The sequence below is a fragment of the Ectothiorhodospiraceae bacterium BW-2 genome (assembly GCA_008375315.1).
Classification (GTDB): Bacteria; Pseudomonadota; Gammaproteobacteria; order Thiohalomonadales; family Thiohalomonadaceae; genus BW-2.
The window spans coordinates 3,602,036-3,622,605 of the sequence record CP032507.1; the positions used below are offsets into that span (position 1 = coordinate 3,602,036).

Here is a 20,570-nt window from a genome sequence, read left to right on the forward strand (position 1 = left end):
CGGCTAGATCCTCCCCTGAAGCAGAAATACAACCACAATAAAGGCGACTAGATGAATGGCATAGCTCTGGCCACTGCCATCATAGATCCGGCGAACAAAATCGGCCAAGGTGTGCAATAGATCGGTCACAGTCTGCCAAAAACGGGTCGCCAGTGGCAGCGTCAAGAAGCCGAGAGCCTTGCGATAGGGGGCAAAAAAGTTCCAAGCAAAGTGGGTAGTTTCGGGTCGATAGGGGCGTTCGGCGGAGAAGACGATATTAAACTGCTTCACCTTTTGTGCCCGACGATTGACAAATAGCAACCAGCTAAAGAGAGTCATAAATATCACCCCAATGATAATCATGATCGATATCGGGCTCCAGTAACCGAACGGGCTGGTAATAGTCAACCCCTCCCAACCGAGCGGTGTGTCGGCAAAGTATTGCACCAACCACTCATCGACCCGCCGCAGGGCAAGGCCGGGAACTAGCGCAAAGATCAGCAGTAGCACCACAAAGATCATCTGCGGCACCACAATCCAAAAGGGTGCCTCTTTTATTTTGCGATGCTCATCTTTAAGCTGCCCTAGGAAGATGGTGTGAATCAACCTAAACAGATAGAGGAACGCGATAGGCCCTGCAAGGAAGATAATCACGATCGGCAGACGATACTCAGCACTCATAATGGCGTTATAGAAGATCCAGCGACCGCCAAAACCGGAGAGCGGCGGTACCCCAGAGACAGCAATAATACCGATTAACACCGCAATAAAAGAGAGCGGCATGAGGGTGATCAACCCCCCCATTTGGTACATAAGCCGAGTGCCAGTCCGTTTAGCCACACCACCGATAGAGAGAAAGAGCATCGATTTATAGATGTAGTGGTTAATGACAAACATTAGCGCCATCAGCCAACCTAAGTGGTTCATCAGTGCTAAACCAAACAGCGCATACCCCATTTGACCGATTGAGGAGTAGGCGAGCAGCCGTTTTGCATCCTCCTGAAAGGCGGCCATCAGATTACCAATCAGCGCCGAGAGCGCCCCAATCCAGAGTAGCAGATGGGTCAGTTCTAAACCGTAGAGCTGCTGCTTGCCCATATTTAATAGCAGCATCATTAAACCAAACAGTCCCGCTTTGAGCAGAATCCCCGATACCATCGGTGAGACATCGGTCTCCGCTTCAGCGTGGGCACCTGGGAGCCAGATATGGAGCCCTGCGGCGGCTGTTTTGGTCATAAAACCGATAGCTAGCAGCAGAAAGACCCACGGGGCGACAGGGTCTGAGAGCGATGAGAGCGTGGTTAGCGCCATCTGTGTCTCGCCATTTCCAGCCAGTGCAAAGCCGGTCAGAATCAGAAACGCTCCCCCAAGCGAGAAGGCCAGATAGGAGAGCGCATGGGGCTCCGACTTAGCACCGCGCAGAATCAGATAGTAGGAGCCTATGGTGAGCAGCTCCCAAGCGGCAAAGAAGGTAAAACTATCCTCAGCCACAATTAACATCGCTAACCCAGCGTACATTAACATCGTCGCAGGGTAGAAGCCGAGTCGGCGACCATGGGCATGGTAGCTAGCGAGTAGAATAATCGGGCCACCAACCAAGATAATAATGGCGTAGATAAGCTGCAGCGGGTTGTACTCCTGATAACTCAGTAGAAACCACCCCACCATACCGGCAATCGCCAAACTGTTTTTAACTTTAACTGGCAGCCACTCCAGCAGCAGAAAGCTTAGGGCAAAGAGCAGCGGCAGCGCGTGCAGCAGATTGTTCTGGTTCGAGAGCTCCCCCCAAAGATAGCCAACGCCCCAGCCAGCTAGCAGCGTCGCAAACACGACCGCTAGTTTGTGCGCAGCTAAGACAACCTCCTCAGGCGGCGGCTCCCGTTTTAATACATAGCCGAACCAGCGGAACAGATAGGTCGCCTCCAGTAGCGAACCAAAGAGCATTAATCCCAGAATAAGTAGCCGATCACCGGCGGCTAACGCATGAACTAGCTCCCATTTGGCATAAAACCCGGGAAAAGGTGGCAAGCCGATAAGAAGCGCGATAAAGCTAGCAAAAGCGAAGATAAGCAGTGGATGGCGACGCAGCACGCTCCATGCGCTTAGCTCCCGCCGCTCAATGAGCCCCGATAGCCAGAACAGCCCCGCCTTAGCAATCGCCTGAGCCACCAACACCCCACCGGCAATAAATAGTAGCTGGTCCCCTAGCAGATCGCGCTGTCCGATAATCAGCAGCAGCAGCCCTAACTGGCCGATCGATGAGTATCCGAGCAACCTTCGGTCATCCTGCTGCGATAGCCCTAACAGATTGGCAGCCACAAAGGTAGTGACACCGATGGCACTCAGTAGCGGTAGCCAACTATCCCCCCCCATTAAGACCATCTTATCGACAGCAAAGAGCATCGCCGCTCCGGTCGATACCGAAAAGAGCGCCGCGAAGGCGGGGTGTGCCGACTGATAGATATCGAGCCCCCAACCGTTGGCGGGAAAAGGCTTTAACTCAATAATAATGGCGATAAACATCAAAAAGAGTGCTAACTGCATCGAGGAGTTAGCCAGCGTTGGTAGCGCGCTAATCTCGTCGATATTGAGAGTGCCGGTGGCGTGATAGGCGAAGATAAGGCCAATTAGCAGCATAATCGAGACAACTTGTGCCGCGATAAGGTACTTAAACCCTGCCGATAGCGCCTCCTCTCTTGCCGTTAACAGAATCAGCCCCGCCGTCGCGATAACCATAAGTTCGATAAAGACAAACAGATTAAAGAGATCTCGCGTGAGAATGATCCCCGCCGCCGCCATGGTAAAAATAAGCAGCACCGCCATCGCACGCCGTCCCATACGATAGAGAGTATCGCGTAGATAGATAGCGGCCATCAGCGCAAAGAGGCAGATAAGAGTGAGCATGGCCGCTTCGGCTAGGCCAATTGAGAGGGCGATCGAAAAGGGGGGCAGGTGCCCTGCAGTAAAGATCTGCACCGCAGCTCCACCAGAGTCGGCAAAATAGAGCAGCCACTGCCCCGAAATCGCCCCCATTAGCAGCAGTGCGGCTAGGGTGATCAGATAGGCGCTGTTTCGGCGATGATCCGGCAGCAGCCCCAACAGAAAGGCGGTACCGAGAGCGACTGCGATAATTAACAGTGCGTTTACCACTTCAGATCCTTAAAGTTATCGATATTTAGGGTGCCACGACTCTCGAACAGGCGATAGGCGTAAGCGAGCATGAGCGCAATAATCCCCACGCCGATCACAATCGCAGTCAATACCAGCGCCTGCGGTAGTGGGTCAATAATCAGCCTATCTGCCCCATTGAGTAGAGCCTCGCTATCGAGAATTGGCGCAGTACGGCCATGCATATACCCCACCGCAACCAGCACCATATTGACACCGGTATTGGCGATGGAGAAGGCGATAATCATCCGCAAAATATTTCGGTGCACCAGTGCGCCATAGAGCCCTAGCAGAATCAGCAAAAAGCCGGTAGTCATGGTAATGGTGGTAATCATTGCTCTGGATCTCCGGTTTCGGCGAAGTGAATCAGCATTGAGCTAAACTCCGCCCCCACTTTAAGCCCGATTAGAGAGTAGATGATCGGAATGGCACCAGCGGAGAAGAGTTGACCAAACTCGCCCAGAGGTAGAATACGGTTATCGAGAAAGCCCCCCCCGATAACCATACCGGCCACCCCGATAGAGACAAACAGCAGACCAGAAGTCGATTCGACCCTCGTAATCAGACGATGGCTAAAGTGTCGCATCGGTTCGGAGAGTAGCAGCAGCAGTAGCGCAGAGGCGAGAATAGCCCCCCCCTGAAACCCTCCACCTGGGGTCAAATGGCCATTGATAAAGACATAGACCCCCAGCAGCAGAATGAGTGGCACCAATAGATCTTTGCCGGTAAGCAACAGCTCGCCGGCATCGGGACGCGGCTGCCTCCGATTGACCGGACAGGAGCGGGAGAGCACTAGCCCCACAATCGCCGCCGTCAAGAAGAGGACCGTGACCTCCCCCAGCGTATCAAGACCGCGATAGGTAACAATAATTGAGGTCACAATATTGGCCGCCCCAGTATCACCAGCACTCGCCACTGCATAGTAGTGGCCCGTTTTATTCAGCGACTCATCGGCCTCAAAAGTTAGGTTTAGCGAGAAGAAGATTGTTCCCAAACCGATAAGTAGCAGTACTATTAACGCCTGTTTAATCATCTGCCCCATCCCGCACTCGGCCTAGTACAAAGAAGAAGAGAAAGGTGGTCAAGCCACTACCAATCGCCGCCTCTGTCATCGCCACATCGGGAGCGGCGAGCAGGAGAAACTGCACCGAAGCGAGCAGCCCCACAAGTCCAGAGGCAAGGATGGTTATCGGCAGCGAACGCCTGCCGCCGACCGCCATCACTGCCGCTATCAACATCGCGACGGCAACCATTAGCGCTATCGCCTCCACGATAAGTGTCATTGATGTGCCTCCTGCCGTTCATCCTCTTCCAGTTTATCGACCCGATTGAGGGGAGAGAGCCTGATACCGACGCGGTGCGATGATCGGGCAAGAACCTGGGATGAGAGTGGATTGGTAAAGATTAAAAACAGACCGATCAGCAGCAACTTCCACCCCCATTCGGGCTGTAAGCAGGCGATACCAAACAGACTGAGCAGCGTACCGAGTGTGGTGGCCTTAGTGCCTGCCTGAATACGGTTATAGATGTCGGGCATCCTCACCAAACCCAAACCGCCTAGCAGCAGAAACAGCGTCCCCACCATCAGTGAGACTCCGCCGACTAAACTAAGAATAGATTCCATTAAAATCCACGCTCCTGATAGCGAGCAAAGGCGATAACGCCCAAAAATGAGAGCAGGGCATAGACCAGAGCGACATCTAGGTAGATGCCACGATCACTCACCCAAGCGATAAGAACGATAAGGGTAATTGAGATAATGGTTAACACATCAAAGGCCACGACCCGATCAACGGCTGTCGGCCCCTTAACAAATCGCCACAGTGTTAACAAAAACGCCACACCGGTAAAGAGTGCCGACACGATAACCAATCCATCAACCATAAATAATCTCCAGATAGCGCTCAAATCCAGCAACAATCGTGGCGGTCGCCACCTCAATATCGTCGCTCTCGACTCTGACCCAGTGGACATAGAGCCACTCATCTTCGATCTTGACCGTCAATGTTCCCGGAGTGAGGGTAATGGAGTTAGCCAGCATTAGGCGTCCCATGCGACTTTTCAACCGAGTACGCACCTTAACAATACCCGGATTAAGCGGCAGAGCCGGATTGAGGACAATCGCCGCTAGCTTAAAATTGGCAACCGTTAGCGCCTTAAAGAAGTAGCCGTAGTAGAGGAATCCCGCCTTTACAGCCGCCGCGCTAAACCGAAACTCAGTAAAAAATGAGAGCGAATGTCTGAATAGGATGACAATCACGGCAGAGGCGATCACACCGCTCGCCACCACATCAAACTCGACCGAACCGTTGAGCATCAGCCAAAATATGAGCAGAGTCGCAAACATCACCAGCTGCCTGAGCTGTATCATTAAAGTCACCGGCCTCTTAAGTTATAAGGTTACACTAAGCTATCCAACGAGCCGCCATTGTAGCAGCCGAATATTACAGAAATATCACACGAAGCAATTTTTTTTGCCCCAGAGGGGGGGAGAGCTCGGTGCCAAACAGAAAACTGGCCGCCACTCTACAGCAACGGCCAGCTATCGACACTGATTTAAATCAAATCAAGCCAAGAACGAGCCTAAAACTCTCCGGTAGCTCCAGCGATCATCACGTCCAGCATCGCCTGATTGACCCGAATTGCGGTCTCAACGACTTGAGGTGGAAGCAGTTTGCTGTTAATTAACATATCGAGATTCAACATCATCAGCCAAGTAACCCCCTCCTGATCTTCAACCATGGAGATACGGCAGGGCATATAGCTCGCGAAGATCGGATTAGCGATAATCATCTCCCGCGCATCCATCGGATCACAAAATTGATAGATACTTAGGTGTGGCGATTCGACATCACGAGCGGCTAGCTCCTGCGACACCTGCTGCTCTCCCACCATCTTCAGGTTGAGCTCCACCGCTTTAGAGCGCATCGCATCGATAGCATCCTCAATGCTCACCCCATCTTTAAGCGGCATCTGCGCTACCGTTTGGGTGATATCTGAGATCGTTAGTTGGTCTGTAACCACCTTTTTGCTCTGCTTCGCCGCTGCCTCTTTGGCCGCCGCCATACGGGCAACCATCCGCTCATCGACCCTCGGCAGATAGGCATCAGCGCCGTTAATAATACGGCGATCATCTAGCGAAGCGGCATAGGCGGTCAAATTGATAATATCCTCGTCGCTAAAACGATCAAACAGGGTGTCATCTGGGTCATCATCGTGAATACGCAACCGAGTCTGAAACATCTTTAGGTTCTGAAACAGATACTCGGTGTGTTGTCCAGCTATCGCGGGAACACCGCGAGAGTCTTTGCCAAAGCCATCGCGGCGGTGACAGAAGCGGCACTCATCATCGTAGATCGCCTCCCCCTTTACCCTATCGCCACCAAGACTAGGTTTAATATCGAACTGAGCATCACGAGAGAGATCGATCGAAGAGAGGTAGTAGGCGACATCTTCAATATCCTGAGCAGACATTGAGCCGATACCGGAAGTCATCATCATGGTCGGATTGACTCGAACTCCCCCCTTATACTCGTTAATGGCCTTAATCAGATAGTCCTCGCTCAAACCGGCAAGGCGGGGCGAGAGGCGTCCAGGGGTTCCCTGGCCATACTGGCCATGACAGATAGCACAATTTTTGTTAATCAAATAGCCATTTTCCAAATTGGCCGCTAAGAGCGAGGTACTCATCAGCACAAGTACCATTACAATAAAGTATCGTTTCATCATTCAATATCCTGATAGTTTTGCAGTGTAAGTTTTGCGTATGCGAAAAGCGTTAAAAGCAGCCATTGTGCGAATTTTATAACAAAAGTCAACAACAACCCCAACAATCAACAAATAACCATAATATAATATAATAATATTATTATATATCACTTTTCTTAACCTCGTAACCGCGATATAAAGCTATTGCATAACCGGTCAACGCTATGTTAACTTCACACACGAATGGTTAACATCTAAACTTAAACGCAAAAGTTATTTTATTGAAGATATGAAAAAGCCAAGTATCAAGCAGTTGGCAGTGGGGGGAGTGATATTTCTGGCTGGCGTATTGTCGCTAGGCGGGGTCAACGCCTTCTTTGCCTACACCAACGGAAGCTGTCAAGTAATTTGAGACCAGTTGTTAAAAAAATAAAGCTCTAAATCTAGCCGGTGATTGCCACTGCCCTCACCGGCAAATTTCGCCTATGTTGAGTCATGACGCAACAAGGAGCGAACATGACCCTCATGGCCCTTTGCCGCAAGAGCCAAGCCCTTCAGCAAGGGGGAGCTGCAAGGCGAACTGCAACCCCTAATCTAGGAACCTCCCTCCTGCACCGCGTTACCCACAGCCCGCCCCCCTACGATAATAAGGGGGTCTCCGGGGGGCGGGCTATGGATAACGCTCTGTCATTCAGCCACCACAACCGGCTAAAGCCATCGACGATAGACCCACTAGCGGCACCGTCACTCATCTCTCCTTCGCTCTATTCAGGGTTGGATAGTTGACCTCCAGCGACCCCACCCCCTCCTCCGGTAGAGCGGGGTTAATCCATACCTCAGTAGGGGGTTGCTTAACCTTGGGCTCACCATGAATAAAGCGTTTCGGATGCTGCTGATAGGCCTGCTTCAGCGCCTGTTCACGCTGCTCGCTAACCTCCTTGTAACGACCGGTAAATACCTGCTCTGGAGTGAACCACGCAATCCCTCGATGGTGGTGGTGGAAACAGTACCAGTCAACATAGTCACTAAACCATATTCTGGCATGGTCAACTCCTGTAAATCGTTGAGGATAATCGGGTTGTTGCTTGAGTGTTTTAAATTGACTCTCGCTAAACGGATTGTCGTTACTGACTCGTGGACGGCTGTGGGAGCAGGTGATCCCCAGTTCGGCCATCAAGTCGAGATAGCCTCTGGCGGTCATCGGCACACCTCTATCCTGATGCAGTGTTAAGCCACTGAGCGCGACCCGATAGCGAGCCGCTGCGTCACTGATTAACAGCTTGGAGAGCTCACTATTCTCCTTCCTTGAGACCATCCAAGCCACAATAAAACGGCTGTAGAGATCCATCACCACATAGAGATTCAAGAAGTTACCCTGCTCTGTGGTGGGAAGCTTAGTGATATCCCATGTCCAAACCTCATTCGGGCGGGTCGCCCGTAATCGGGGGATAGCGTGTGATTTGGCCGGTTTTTGAGCTCGCCGCTCTCCCGTCTGTTGATTAGCACGAAGGATCCGATACATCGTACTGATTGAACAGTAATATTTCCCTTCATCCAGCAGGCTAGCATAGATCTCTGCCGGAGGTTGGTCATAGAATCGTTCGCTGTTCAAAAGCCCCAGAACGGCTTGCCTCTCTGCCTCACTCAGCGCATTGGCTGCGACGGGTCTTGGAAGGCTCGCTCGGGGGGAGACAACCGGAGCCTGTCGGCGGTAGTAGCCTGCACGCGAGAGCGCTAGGCTATCGCAAGCGGCTCTTATGCTCACCGAACTGGGGCACTCTTTTTCAACTAATCTCATAAGCTTATCTCTGTGTTCATCTGCTCCAATAAGCTGAAGGCTTTTTTTTGGAGCGCAATCACCCCTTCGGTCTGCTGTAACCGTTGGCTAAGACGCTGAATTTCCTTCTTTAAACGCTCTATCTCCTTATCTCGCTTGTCTAGGCTCGGTTTGCGACCACTCTGTTTCCCTTTCAGGCCAGCCTGCCCCTGTGCTTGCAGTTGTCGGCGCCATTTGGTCAGATGGGAGCTGTAGATCTGCTCTTTGCGCAGCAGCTCGCCTAGCTGACCCGGCTCCTTGCACTGCTCTGCTTCTGCTAGGATCCGAAGCTTCTCTTCCTCACTAAATTTGCGGTAGGAGCGCTTCTCTTCATCGGGGTCGGTAACCTCGTTGGAGGGTAAAACGGTAGTATCTTTGGGCATCGTGTATCTCCTCTGTTGCCCCCCTGATTCTACATTCATTTCTCATCAGGGGTGGTCTCAGGGTATCTTGACACTCAGGGCCAACGAGATGGAGTTCTGCATTAGCTGCCACACGATGCAGGTTAACTACAAAGAGTACCAACAGACATGGCACTACAAAAACCCCTCCGGCGTCCAAGCCACCTGCGCTGACTGCCATGTGCCGAAAGAGTTCTTCCCCAAGGTGAAGGCCAAAATTCTAGCGGTGAAGGATATCTACCACGAAATCATCGGCACTATCGATACGCCAGAGAAGTATGAAGCCCACCGCTGGGATATGGCTAGCCGAGTCTGGGCTAAAATGGAGGCGAGCGATTCACGCGAGTGTCGTAGCTGCCACGATTACGGCAATATGGATACCGCTGAACAGGGCAGATTAGCCCGGAAAAAGCATGATCGTGCAGCGCTAGAGGGTAAAACCTGTATAGAGTGCCATAAAGGGCTTGCTCACGAACTTCCAGTCGAGCCTGAACAGCTCGACAATGCAGCCTCGGCTGCCCCACCACAACTTTCGCTGAACACCAAAGAGAGTTTTCATTAAACCACGAGGAGAGATGATAGATGAAATTTAAACTCATCATGCATAGTCTGCTAGTTGCCGGTGCTGTCACCATGGCAACTTCGGCCACTGCGGCAACCCCAACCGCCGAAATGCTCGGCAATACCTGCGCCGGCTGCCACGGTATCGATGGCTCCAGTAACGGCCCGGCGATTCCTAGTATCGCCGGTATTGATGTTGACTATTTTATCGAGTCGATGACATTGTATCAATCTAACGAGCGCCCCTCGACCATTATGGGTCGTATCGCCAGAGGCTACACTGCACAAGAGATCGAGCTAATGGCAGAGTTTTTTAACACCAAAAAGTTAAAAACGATCGATCAGACAACCGATGCTGCTTTAGCGGCAAAAGGTGCCTCGCTGCATGATCGTTTCTGCGAAAAGTGTCACGAAGAGGGTGGCAGGATCGCTGATGGTTCGGCTATTTTAGCCGCACAGATGCTGCCCTACCTTGAGTACTCCATGACCGACTTTAATAGCGGTATGCGTGATATGCCACGCAAGATGAAGAGCAAAATGCAGGATGTCAAAGAGAAGTATGGCGACGACGGCTTTAAACAGCTTGTCCACTTCTACGCCAGCCAAAAGTAATTGAGGAGGATATCTAATGAGTCAATTTACCCGTCGTAATTTTCTAAAACTCTCCGGTGCGGCTGCGGCCGTTAGTACCTTTGCCTGCTCTACCGCTCCGGCTATCGCTAGCAACAAAAAGAGGGTAGTCGTTGTCGGGGGCGGTATTGGGGGGGCTACGGCCGCCAAATATCTGCGCCTAATGGATAGCAGCATCGAAGTTACCCTCATTGAGGCTAATAAGGATTACTACACCTGCTTTATGAGCAATGAAGTCCTCAGTGGCGAGCGCGATATTGACAATATCAAGTTTGGCTACAGTGGCCTAAAAGGGCATGGTGTGACTGTGGTCCACGCCAAAGTGACCGGAATTGATGCCGATAAACAGAGGGTGATGACCGATAGCGGCGACACATTTGCTTATGATCGCTGTATCGTCTCCCCTGGGGTCAGTTTCCGCTACGATCTAATTGAAGGCTATGACGAAACCGTCGCCGAAACGATTCCCCATGCTTGGAAAGCCGGCTCCCAAACCGTCACCCTACGCAAGCAGTTAGAGGCGATGCAGGATGGCGGCACAGTCGTGATTGCCCCTCCCCCCAACCCTTTCCGCTGCCCTCCTGGCCCCTATGAGCGGGCCTCTCAAATTGCTCACTACCTCAAAAGCCACAAGCCGAAATCGAAACTTTTGATTGTCGATCCTAAGCCGGCCTTCTCCAAAAAGGGGCTGTTTGAAGCTGGCTGGCGTAAATATTACGGCTACGGCACCTCCAATGCCATGATTGAGTGGCATAGCACCCCTAGCGGCTCTGATGACAATGTGTTGAAAGAGCTTGATGCCTCAACCAAAACCATTATGACTGGCTTCAATGAGTATAAAGCTGATGTACTCAATATCATTCCAGCTCAAACGGCTGGGATGATTGCCAAAACTGCCGGCCTGACAGATAACTCTGGCTGGTGTCCTGTCAATATGATGACATTTGAGTCAACTCTACAGAAAAATATCCATGTTATCGGTGATGCGGCGATCCAAAGTCCACTACCTAAATCGGGGTACGCTGCGAACTCCGAAGCTAAGGTCTGCGTTTCGGCCATTATTGCCCTGCTCAATGACATGCAGGTGCCACAGCCCTCCTATGTCAACACCTGCTACAGCGTGATCCACCCCGGAGACGGCATCTCGGTGGCTGCTGTCTATCGCTACAATAACGCTACCGGCAAGGTTGAATCGGTTGAAGGGTCGGGCGGCCTGACACCGGGGTACGATGATACCACCATGGAGATGCGTGCCCGTGAAGAGCAGTACGCCCACTCTTGGTTTAACAACATCACTGCCGATGTCTTTAGTTAAACCGTTCAGAGCAGCACGCTGATAAAACGGGGCACATCGCCCCGTTTTTTTTAGCCGCAATGTGCGAAAATAGCCCCGTTCAACTAACGGAGATAGAGATGAGTGCCAAAATCATTGACGGCAAGGCAGTTGCAGCCCAACTACGGTATCAACTTCAACAACAACTTTCCCATCACCGACAACAGGGCTCTGCCCCCCCCGGCCTAGCTGTCATACTCATTGGAGACGATGCGGCATCGACGCTCTATGTCGCCAATAAACGCAAAGCGTGTGCCGAAATCGGTATCCATTCGATAGCGCACGATCTACCAAATAGCACAACAGAGAGTGAACTACTGCATCTTATCGATACTTTAAATGCTGATAGCTCGATTCACGGCATATTGGTACAGTTTCCCCTCCCCTCCCACATTAATAGCGCAACGATCATCGAACGGATTAAACCGCAGAAGGATGTGGATGGTTTTCACCCCTACAATATTGGTCGGCTAGCCGTCAGAATGCCGACGCTGCGCTCCTGCACCCCCTATGGGGTCATGAAGCTACTACAGAGTATAGAGACCCCCTTTAAAGGCCAGGATGCGGTTGTCATCGGTGCCTCGAACCATGTTGGCCGACCGATGGTGCTGGAGCTGATGCTCGCTGGCGCGACGGTCACCTGTTGCCACCGTTTTAGCCGAGATAGTAGTGACCATATTCGTCGCGCCGATATCGTCATTGCTGCGGTGGGGAAAGCGGGGCTGGTTAAAGGGGCGTGGATTAAGCCGGGTTCTACCGTTATCGACATTGGCATTAACCGACTAGAGAGTGGTCAACTAGTCGGCGATGTAGAGTTTGACGCAGCCGCAGAGCGAGCAGGCTGGATTACCCCAGTCCCCGGTGGTGTCGGCCCGATGACTGTCGCTACGCTAATGGAAAATACCCTCAAAGCGGCGCTAATACAGCAGCAGGTGCAGCCATAGCCCTATCAGGCAACTAGATCGATATGCTCCGCTGCCGACTCCTTTGCAGCGGGAGCGGCGTGGCTATAACTGACTCGATCGGGGCGACCATCACCGTCGACATCAAAAATAAATCGGCTTTGGGTCAACTCTGAGCCACTGCCAAACAGTTTCAGCACAACGGGATCGTACCCCCCCTGATTGGCGGCTGCTTGGTGCTCTATGCGAATACGGACAGCCGCAGCCGAGAGCTCAACGCTATCTCGATCATGATAGCGACCCGAGCTCCCCTCAGGAGCCGACCAGAATCGAACCGCCTCCCCGCTACTATTTAAGCTCAACAGAGGCCGTGGGTGTGGGTGTGGAGCGGTTAACTCAACGGTTAGGCTGTTCATGATCAAATCCCCCAGTTATTGTGGTTTCTCTACCCCATTTAGCGGACTTAGCACCACTTTTTGAACCTCCGTCACTGAAAAATAGGTTACACTTAGCGGCTCTAGCGATTACGATTACTACCACAACCTACACCGATGTCATCACACCACTGCTCTGTCACACTCTGCCGCCGCATTACCATTCCAGACCAGCTCCGACTGGAGCGCTACCAACGCGCCCCTGAACTCGCCCCATCCCTACTCTTTTTCAGTGGGGGCTCGGCACTGCTGCCGCTCAGTCGGGTGCTGAAACGCTACAGCCACAACTCTATCCATCTGGTCACCCCGTTTGACTCTGGGGGTAGTTCGGCCACACTACGCCAAGCGTTCAATATGCCCTCTATCGGCGATCTGCGCAGCCGACTCATGGCCCTAGCCGACGATACCATTACCGGACACCCAGAGGTCTATCGCCTCTTTAACCACCGCTTTGCGACCACCGATAGCGACAAACGGCTACATCGAGAACTCAAGCGACTCATCGATGGCCGCAATCCCCTCATACATTCGATCTCCAATCCGATGCGGCGCCTAATTCGTAACCAGCTCGGCTTTTTTTATGAGGCGATGCCGGCGCAGTTTAAGCTACAAGGGGCCAGCATCGGTAATCTGATTCTAACCGGCGGTTATCTCAATAATCATCGCCACCTAGAGCCGATTATCTTCCTCTTCTCCAAGCTAGTCGCGGCACGGGGCACCGTAAAAGCGACCGTTAGCGACCACCTCCACCTCGCCGCTACGCTAGCCGATGGCAGTCGAGTTATCGGCCAGCACCAACTGACCGGCAAAGAGGCCCCTCCGCTCCGCTCACCTATTGAGACGCTATCGCTAGTTCACCCCCACCATCCGACTCAGGAGGCGAGTTGTAAAATCAGCAAACGCACCCGTAAACTGATTCAGAGTGCGGAGCTAATCTGCTACCCCCCCGGCAGCTTCTACAGCAGCCTCATCGCCAACCTCCTCCCCGAAGGGGTAGGGGCGACCCTTGCTGCTAGCCCCAGCCCCAAAATCTACATTCCTAACTTAGGTGCCGATCCTGAGCAGATCGGGCTGTCGCTTAACGATCAGGTGACGCTGCTGCTCCACTATCTGCGTCGCGGGCTACCCCACTCGATCACTAACCATCAACTGCTCAATACGGTACTTATCGACAGCGAGCGTGGCAGCTATGGCTCCCACCTCTCCACCAATTTAATGCGCAAATATGGCATTCAAATGATCGATACCCGTCTTATTAGCCGTAAAAGCGCCCCCTACTACGATCCAGAACGGCTCACTCGGGCACTACTATCGCTGGTATAGCGCCAGCGGGAGTGTTAGAGTGTCATTAAAGTGTCATTTTAGTATAGAGACAAGGGAGCCAGAACAGAGATGAGTAGAGTGGCAGTTATCGGCATTCCCGGCAGCTGGTCAACCGAAACCCTTGCCGATGCGGTCGAGGCCAGTGGTCGCGAGCGCATTGTGGTCGATATGGGGGAGGTGGTCGCCGATATGCAGCAGGGGACGCTGCTGTTTCAGGGGATTGATCTATGCCAATTGGATGGCCTGCTGGTAAAAAAAATCAGTGCTGACTACTCCCCCCACACTCTCGATCGGTTGGAGCTACTCCGACTAGCCGAAGCTGCTGGGGTGCGAGTATTTAGTCCTGCCATCGAGATATTGCGTCTAGTTGATCGCCTTAGCTGTACGACGACCCTTCGTAACGGCGCTATCCCCATGCCACCGACCACCCTCTGCGAATCGATACCGCAGGCGGTCGCGACGATTCAGCGCTACGGCGAGGCGGTACTCAAACCGCTCTACTCGACGAAAGCACGCGGGATGGTGCTGCTCCATGCCGATGAGGGCGAGACGGCTCTCACCGAGAAGTTACACCACTACCAGCGACTCCATCCGCTACTCTATATTCAACAAAAAATAGCGCTGCCGGGGAGAGATTTGGGCATGGTCTTTATGGGGGGGGAGTATCTCGGCACCTATACCCGTATTAAGCCGGAGGGTAGCTGGAACTCGACTATCCATAGTGGCGGTCGCTACGGTGCCTATGAGGCAACAGCGGAGCTGATTGAGCTGGCTCAACGCGCCCAAGCGCTCTTTAAGCTCGACTTTACTACCGTCGATATCGTCGAAACCGCCGCTGGCCCGATGGTCTTTGAGGTCTCGGCCTTTGGCGGTTTTCGTGGTCTCAAAGAGGGGTTGGGCATAGATGTCGCCGAGCGCTATGTTGACTATGTCCTACAGCAGCTAAAGAGATCATAGTTGTCGTGAAGAGTCCCTATACCAGTGCCGAATTTGCCGCCTATCTGCACCGTAGCGCCCCGCCGCTGCTCGATGAGAGGCCGCTACTATTCACGCTCCACCAGCGACCACTACTCATTCAGAGCAACGCCCCGAAACTACTCCAGCAACTACAGCGCTACTTCGGCTCCTATATCACCCTCCCCTCACCTGAACAGCAGAGTAGCGCAACGCCCCGCATCACCCTGCTAGAGGCTCCCCCCTTTAGTGGCGATCCCGCCCTGCCGTTACAGGTGTGGCCACACGAGGCGGGAAAACAGGGCCGTAAGGAGGCGTGGTTTGATCTGAGCGATGGCCGCCTCATCCATAAGGTGCGCAGCGGGGTACTGTTTCTACAACACCCACACCACCTGACAGCCTTCGGCCCCTGTCTAGCCCATGAGAGTCAAATCATTAACTTCATTTTAGTACAGTCGATGAACAGCTTGCAGCAGCAGGGGTGGCTTATTTGTCACGCTAGCGGGCTAGATCGCAACGGCGAAGGGCTAGCGATTGCCGGGGTGTCCGGTGGCGGCAAATCGACCCTCATGCTCAAACTGCTAGAGGAGGAGTCGATCCGTTTTGTCAGTAATGATCGCCTCTTTCTGCGCCGCGATAGCCACGGCATCCCTATCGCAAGAGGCATACCCAAACTACCTCGAATCAACCCGGGCACCATTATCCACAATCGACGACTCCAGCCGCTGCTCTCGGCATCGAGGCGCGAGCAGCTACGACAGCTCCCCTCTGCCGAGCTGCGCCAACTGGAGGAGAAGTACGATGTCGATATAGAGCGATTTTATGGCCAAGGGCGCATGAGAGACTCTACCACACTGCGTCGGCTACTCCTGCTTAACTGGTCGCCCCGACAGGGGGAGGCACTACGGCTACAGCCGGTTGATCTCGAACAGCGTCAAGAGCTGCTCAAAGGGATCATGAAATCTCCCGGCCCCTTTTTTCATACCACCGAGGGGCATTACCAGCAGCCTCGGGATGAGATAGCGATCGCCCCCTATCTACAACAGCTACAGGGTGTTGAGATCTATGAGGCGACAGGAACTATCGATTTTGAGAAGCTACAGCAGCTCTGTTACCAACAACTGATTTAATTGCAACCGGAGGAGTCGTATGCACCGAGAGCTACTACTGATGCGCCATGGCAAATATGATCCCTACAGCGCCCCGAGCGATCGTCTTTGTGAGTTAAAAGATAGCGGCAAGCGCGACTGTCAACGGATTGGCGTCTGGCTAGACAAATTTGATGTCCTTCCTGAGCGAACTCTCTGCTCTCCCGATCACTACAGTCAGACTTCAGCTGAGAAGACCATTAAGGCCGGTGGCGGCGATCCGAGCACGATACAGAGCGATGAGCGTCTCTACAGTAACAACCTCGACGATCTACGGGCAATGGTAATGGCTACCCCCTCTAAATGCCGACGACTGCTATTAGTTGGCCACCGTAAAAGCCTCATTCGGTTATATGACTATTTGAGTGGCGAGCCACTAAAAGCGACAACCGGCGATGGCAAACAGTTTCCTAAGGGGGGGCTCATTCGACTGAAACTGGAGCACAGCTGGAGCAAACTTAAAAACGGTTCGGCCAAACTGATTAGCACCGTTCACCCCTCCGCCCTGCCGCGCAAATTCCCCTACCCCTCCCCTCACGGTAGCGAGATGCGGATTCGACCCGCCTACTACTATACCCAGTCGGCCGTTATCCCCTACCGTTATCATAAAGGGGCGCTACAGATATTAATTGTCAGCTCCAGTAAAAATCACCACTGGGTGATCCCTAAGGGTATTAAAGAGCCCGGCATGACGCCACCGCAATCAGCAGCCCAAGAGGCGTACGAGGAGGCTGGCGTACGCGGTAAGGTCAAATCGAAGATACTAGGGAGCTACCACTACCCGAAGTGGGAGGCGGTGTGTCGCGTCGATGTCTATGCGATGGAGGTAACGGATGTCTTGGAGAAGTCGCAGTGGGAGGAGAGTCACCGTCAACGACAGTGGGTCTCCCCCAGTCAAGCAGCAGATCAGCTACGAGAGAAGGCTCTCGCCCCCATGATCAAAAAACTGGAGCCGCAACTGAAGTGAGCCTCATTGCGGCTCTGGTGCGTCATGGTGACTATCTTCAGCTTGAAGATACCCCCAGTGCCCTGCAACCGTTCCCCTTAACCGCCGATGGAGAGAGATCAGCACGAGAGGCTGGCGTGACTATCGGCCAGCTACTAGCAGAGCGCGATTGGCAGCTCCATCCCATTATCGATAGCTCACAGCTTTTGCGTAGCTGGCAGAGCGCAACGCTCATGGCTGAGGCATTAAACGCCACTCTCCCTCAGCCGCTACCGTTGCAAGTTGAGAGCTTTGCTGCCCTAGCCGAACGCTCTGTCGGCAGTGTCGCTAATCTATCGGTAGCCCAGATAGAGGCGCTGCTACAACTCGACCCCCGCTTTGATCCCCCCCCCGCGAACTGGAAGAGCGACAGCCACTACCAACTCCCATTTCAGGGGGGCGAATCGCTGCTACAGGCAGGCAGGCGGGTGGCCGATCACCTACAGCAGCGGCTCGCGCCACTACTCTCCCCCCCCTCTAGGAGTCGTCCTATGCTGAAGCTCTTTGTCGGCCACGGTGCGGCCATACGCCACGCCTGCCACCACCTCGGTATCTTGACCTTAACGCAGGTGGCCGCACGCAGTCTGTACCATGCCCATCCCCTCTGCTTCCAGATCGAGCCAGACGGCAACTGGCAAGCTGAACCGATAGTTGGTCAATGGAAGCTAAGGCAGCCACAGAGCCAAGAGCGTCCCGACTGATCCCCTAATGTCAAACTATTCGCCCCGCCCCCCCCACTATAGTGGTCTAAAGTGGCTACAAACACCCCTACCCACCACTATCGAGCCGTGGTTGGAGGGCAAGAAATGGTCGCTAAGACAGCGCTCTAGCAGCCATAAAAAGGCACAACAGCAGCTACAGCAGCAGCTCGAACGCTACCCTTGGCGCTGGCCGACCCACCCGATCCACTTTATTACCGATCTCCACGCCGATGCCGAAGCGTTATCGGCCTCTCTGGTCGCCTCGGGCCGAGTTAAACGGCTCGGCAGTCGCGCCACAGACATTAAGTTAAAAAAAGGCGTTCGTGATGACGAGTTTCTCATCGGCGGGGACTGTTTTGATAAGGGACCGAGCAATCTACAACTACTTCGTACCCTAAAAAAACTTAAATCTCAGGGGGCTAGATTGGCGATTCTGGCCGGCAATCACGATATTAGGGTGCTGTTAGGCATGCGCTATGCGACGAATCGGGAGAATCCTGGTCACGAGCATCTATTTATTCGTATGGGCACCAAGGTCATCCCACTGTTAAGCGAGCTTGAGCGCTACTATCTGCGCTATCCACACGCTCTGCGCGATACGCCATCTAATAGGCGCTGCCGCCGCGAGCTATTTCCCTCGCCCCAGTGGTTTAAACAGTTTCCCGCCTATGCCAAAGCAACGCTTACGACCAAAACCATCGCCAAGGAGCTAGAGCGAATTGAGGAGAAGATGGCCACCTTCGAACAGCAGTTACAACAGGCGGATCTCACTCTGCGTCAAGTCTATGCCGCTATCTTAATATGGCGCAAACTCTTCTGCTCTAAAAAGGGGGAGTTCCACTGGTTCTATCACACCATGCGATTAGCTGTTCGTCGCGGTTCGATGCTCTTTCTCCACGCCGGTATCGATGATCAGACCGCGCTCCATATCAAGCACCACGGTGTTAAGGCACTTAACTTACAGTTTAAGCAGCAACTCTATGGCGATAACGCCTTTGAGTTCTACTACGGCCATATCGCCAATACCATTCGTACTAAATATCGACCCGTTGATAAGCCGCTCTCGCTTCGCGGTACCGATACGCTCCATCAGAGCCATATCCACCTGCTAGTTCATGGCCATCGCAATCTGTTGCACGGCCAGCGACTGGTGCTGCGCAAAGGCATTTTACATTTAGAGTGTGATACCACCCTCGACCGTAACTCGCGCCAAAAAGAGGGGTTAACTGGGGTAGGCGCTGCGGTCACCACCATCGATCCGGCCGGTACGATTTTTGGTATTAGTAACGACTACCCGCGGATTAAACTACTACAGCCACAACAGCTACTAACATAGGAGAGAGCCATGAAGCGCAGTAAAAGTAGTACTTTTCGCCACCAATCACTGCAAGATAGCGACTCCATTGCCACTATTCTCTCAGCTCTACAGGAGGGATTTGCTAAGGGGAAGCTGGTGTTAAGTGATGAGAGTGGCGAGATAAAACTCACCCCCTCAGGGCTGCTAAATGTCAAACTTAGCGCCGATGAGGAAGAGCATCGTCACAAACTCACTCTGCGTATTAGCTGGCAGAGTCCTAGTCAATTACCAGCCAAAAAAGGGAGTTTAAAGGTCGAATGAGCTGCATAGTTGGTATGACTCGACGACTCTGGCTAGCGTCGCTGCTGCTAACCGCCCCGCTCGCCACAGCGCACGATTTCTGGATAGAGCCTACGCCCGCCTCTGTCACGGCCGGAGAGTCGGTCTCGCTGGCTCTTTGGGTCGGACAACATTTTCAGGGCACAACTCAACCCTATATCCCCGCTTGGTTTCGCCGTTTTGAACATTTCGCCCCCGACGGCAGCCGCTCACCAATCGTAGGGAGTGAGCTAGGCGATGATCCGGCTGCTCGGCTCACCCTGTCGCAGCTGGGGAGCCACTGGATTATCTACAGCAGTGAATTTAGCACCGCTAAGATGGATCGGGAAACTTTTACTGACTATGTGATGGAACGGGGACTTGAGTATGCCGTTAAGGGCGTTGATCCCTCTTCCATACTCTATCCGGTGAGTGATCGCTATCGTCGTTGTGCTAAGGCGCTGATTCGTGCCGCTAGTGATCATGATCATGGTCGTAGCCACAGCGCCATACTCAACCAGCCGCTAGGGTTAGAGCTAGAGTTGGTGTTACTAAACTATCCTCTCTCATCGGAGGATAATAGCAATACCATTGAGCTGCAACTGCTCTATCAGGATAGGCCATTAAGTGGGGTAACGGTGACGGCTCAGAGGCGTTCACTTCCTAAACAGAGACGCAAAGAGCAGAGTGATAGTCACGGTCGGATCAGTTTTACCTCAATTGAGGCCGATGATTGGCTCTTTAGTGCGGTTCATCTCTACCCTCATAGGGGCAGCAGCGGTAGCGGAAGTGATTGGGAGAGTCTTTGGGCAAGTTTGCGGCTTACTATTGCCGATTGAGGGTGGGTTAGAGCGACTGATATTTTTTAGATAAAAAAACCACCCCGAGGGGTGGTTTGTCATTATGCTAACT

General features: G+C 53.0%; 23 protein-coding genes. 12 read left to right on the forward strand and 11 right to left on the reverse strand.

From position 1 onward, the window contains the following. Window positions 1-3: 3 nt before the first annotated feature. From D5085_16875 to D5085_16920, 10 genes are all read right to left on the reverse strand, one after another. Entirely contained in the window at window positions 4-3,129 is a 3,126-nt protein-coding gene (locus D5085_16875) for an NADH-quinone oxidoreductase subunit F (protein ID QEP44660.1), read from the reverse strand. Next, on the reverse strand, window positions 3,123-3,482 hold the full coding sequence (locus tag D5085_16880; GenBank protein ID QEP44661.1) for a cation:proton antiporter: 360 nt from the start codon (window positions 3,480-3,482) through the stop codon (window positions 3,123-3,125). Before D5085_16880 ends, D5085_16875 begins: the two co-directional genes overlap by 7 nt. Next, window positions 3,479-4,180: a sodium:proton antiporter gene (locus tag D5085_16885; GenBank protein QEP45206.1), complete on the reverse strand. Its 702-nt coding sequence runs from the start codon at window positions 4,178-4,180 to the stop codon at window positions 3,479-3,481. The genes D5085_16880 and D5085_16885 overlap by 4 nt, the downstream gene beginning before the upstream one ends. Beyond that, window positions 4,173-4,430, reverse strand: coding sequence for a DUF4040 domain-containing protein (locus tag D5085_16890; protein ID QEP44662.1), 258 nt, complete (start codon window positions 4,428-4,430; stop codon window positions 4,173-4,175). Before D5085_16890 ends, D5085_16885 begins: the two co-directional genes overlap by 8 nt. Then, window positions 4,427-4,771, reverse strand: coding sequence for a monovalent cation/H(+) antiporter subunit G (locus D5085_16895; protein ID QEP44663.1), 345 nt, complete (start codon window positions 4,769-4,771; stop codon window positions 4,427-4,429). The genes D5085_16890 and D5085_16895 overlap by 4 nt, the downstream gene beginning before the upstream one ends. Beyond that, on the reverse strand, window positions 4,771-5,031 hold the full coding sequence (locus D5085_16900) for a cation:proton antiporter (GenBank protein QEP44664.1): 261 nt from the start codon (window positions 5,029-5,031) through the stop codon (window positions 4,771-4,773). The genes D5085_16895 and D5085_16900 overlap by 1 nt, the downstream gene beginning before the upstream one ends. Next, window positions 5,024-5,518 (reverse strand): hypothetical protein, encoded by a 495-nt coding sequence (locus tag D5085_16905; GenBank protein ID QEP44665.1) that lies wholly within the window; start codon window positions 5,516-5,518, stop codon window positions 5,024-5,026. The genes D5085_16900 and D5085_16905 overlap by 8 nt, the downstream gene beginning before the upstream one ends. A gap of 212 nt (window positions 5,519-5,730) precedes the next feature. Beyond that, entirely contained in the window at window positions 5,731-6,876 is a 1,146-nt protein-coding gene (locus tag D5085_16910; GenBank protein QEP44666.1) for a DUF302 domain-containing protein, read from the reverse strand. A 727-nt stretch (window positions 6,877-7,603) separates the two neighbouring features. Next, entirely contained in the window at window positions 7,604-8,653 is a 1,050-nt protein-coding gene (locus tag D5085_16915; GenBank protein QEP44667.1) for an IS3 family transposase, read from the reverse strand. Beyond that, window positions 8,650-9,093, reverse strand: a complete 444-nt coding sequence (locus D5085_16920) for a hypothetical protein (GenBank protein QEP44668.1) — start codon at window positions 9,091-9,093, stop codon at window positions 8,650-8,652. The genes D5085_16915 and D5085_16920 overlap by 4 nt, the downstream gene beginning before the upstream one ends. A gap of 49 nt (window positions 9,094-9,142) precedes the next feature. Here D5085_16920 and D5085_16925 point away from each other — a divergent pair, with 49 nt between their 5' ends. The 4 genes from D5085_16925 to folD all read left to right on the forward strand — a co-directional run bounded on the left by D5085_16925 (window position 9,143) and on the right by folD (window position 12,540). Further along, window positions 9,143-9,634, forward strand: coding sequence for a butanol dehydrogenase (locus D5085_16925; protein ID QEP44669.1), 492 nt, complete (start codon window positions 9,143-9,145; stop codon window positions 9,632-9,634). Window positions 9,635-9,672: 38 nt separating this feature from the next. Beyond that, a complete protein-coding gene (locus tag D5085_16930) occupies window positions 9,673-10,245 on the forward strand; it encodes a cytochrome c4 (GenBank protein QEP45207.1) in 573 nt (190 codons plus the stop codon). Window positions 10,246-10,261: 16 nt separating this feature from the next. Further along, entirely contained in the window at window positions 10,262-11,578 is a 1,317-nt protein-coding gene (locus D5085_16935) for a twin-arginine translocation signal domain-containing protein (GenBank protein QEP44670.1), read from the forward strand. A 98-nt stretch (window positions 11,579-11,676) separates the two neighbouring features. Further along, window positions 11,677-12,540, forward strand: coding sequence for a bifunctional methylenetetrahydrofolate dehydrogenase/methenyltetrahydrofolate cyclohydrolase FolD (gene folD, locus D5085_16940; GenBank protein QEP44671.1), 864 nt, complete (start codon window positions 11,677-11,679; stop codon window positions 12,538-12,540). A 5-nt stretch (window positions 12,541-12,545) separates the two neighbouring features. Here the strand turns inward: folD and D5085_16945 are convergent, their stop codons facing one another. Further along, window positions 12,546-12,914 (reverse strand): hypothetical protein, encoded by a 369-nt coding sequence (locus D5085_16945; protein QEP44672.1) that lies wholly within the window; start codon window positions 12,912-12,914, stop codon window positions 12,546-12,548. Window positions 12,915-13,049: 135 nt separating this feature from the next. On the opposite strand from D5085_16945, the gene D5085_16950 reads away from it, so the two are divergent. The 8 genes from D5085_16950 to D5085_16985 all read left to right on the forward strand — a co-directional run bounded on the left by D5085_16950 (window position 13,050) and on the right by D5085_16985 (window position 20,497). Next, a complete protein-coding gene (locus D5085_16950) occupies window positions 13,050-14,255 on the forward strand; it encodes a GAK system CofD-like protein (GenBank protein QEP44673.1) in 1,206 nt (401 codons plus the stop codon). A 69-nt stretch (window positions 14,256-14,324) separates the two neighbouring features. Further along, window positions 14,325-15,212: a GAK system ATP-grasp enzyme gene (locus D5085_16955; protein QEP44674.1), complete on the forward strand. Its 888-nt coding sequence runs from the start codon at window positions 14,325-14,327 to the stop codon at window positions 15,210-15,212. Next, on the forward strand, window positions 15,206-16,339 hold the full coding sequence (locus D5085_16960; GenBank protein ID QEP44675.1) for an HprK-related kinase B: 1,134 nt from the start codon (window positions 15,206-15,208) through the stop codon (window positions 16,337-16,339). Before D5085_16955 ends, D5085_16960 begins: the two co-directional genes overlap by 7 nt. Before the next feature lie 565 nt (window positions 16,340-16,904). Continuing rightward, window positions 16,905-17,324 carry an NUDIX domain-containing protein gene (locus D5085_16965; GenBank protein ID QEP45208.1) on the forward strand — a complete coding sequence of 140 codons (420 nt, stop codon included), beginning with the start codon at window positions 16,905-16,907 and terminating at the stop codon, window positions 17,322-17,324. Further along, the gene (locus D5085_16970) at window positions 17,156-18,043 is read left to right on the forward strand and encodes a hypothetical protein (GenBank protein QEP44676.1); all 888 of its coding nucleotides are present in this window, start codon (window positions 17,156-17,158) and stop codon (window positions 18,041-18,043) included. Before D5085_16965 ends, D5085_16970 begins: the two co-directional genes overlap by 169 nt. 7 nt (window positions 18,044-18,050) lie before the next feature. After that, window positions 18,051-19,379 (forward strand): metallophosphoesterase, encoded by a 1,329-nt coding sequence (locus tag D5085_16975; GenBank protein ID QEP44677.1) that lies wholly within the window; start codon window positions 18,051-18,053, stop codon window positions 19,377-19,379. 9 nt (window positions 19,380-19,388) lie between these two features. Continuing rightward, the gene (locus D5085_16980; protein ID QEP44678.1) at window positions 19,389-19,661 is read left to right on the forward strand and encodes an amphi-Trp domain-containing protein; all 273 of its coding nucleotides are present in this window, start codon (window positions 19,389-19,391) and stop codon (window positions 19,659-19,661) included. Continuing rightward, window positions 19,658-20,497, forward strand: a complete 840-nt coding sequence (locus D5085_16985) for a DUF4198 domain-containing protein (GenBank protein ID QEP44679.1) — start codon at window positions 19,658-19,660, stop codon at window positions 20,495-20,497. The genes D5085_16980 and D5085_16985 overlap by 4 nt, the downstream gene beginning before the upstream one ends. Window positions 20,498-20,570: the final 73 nt, after the last annotated feature.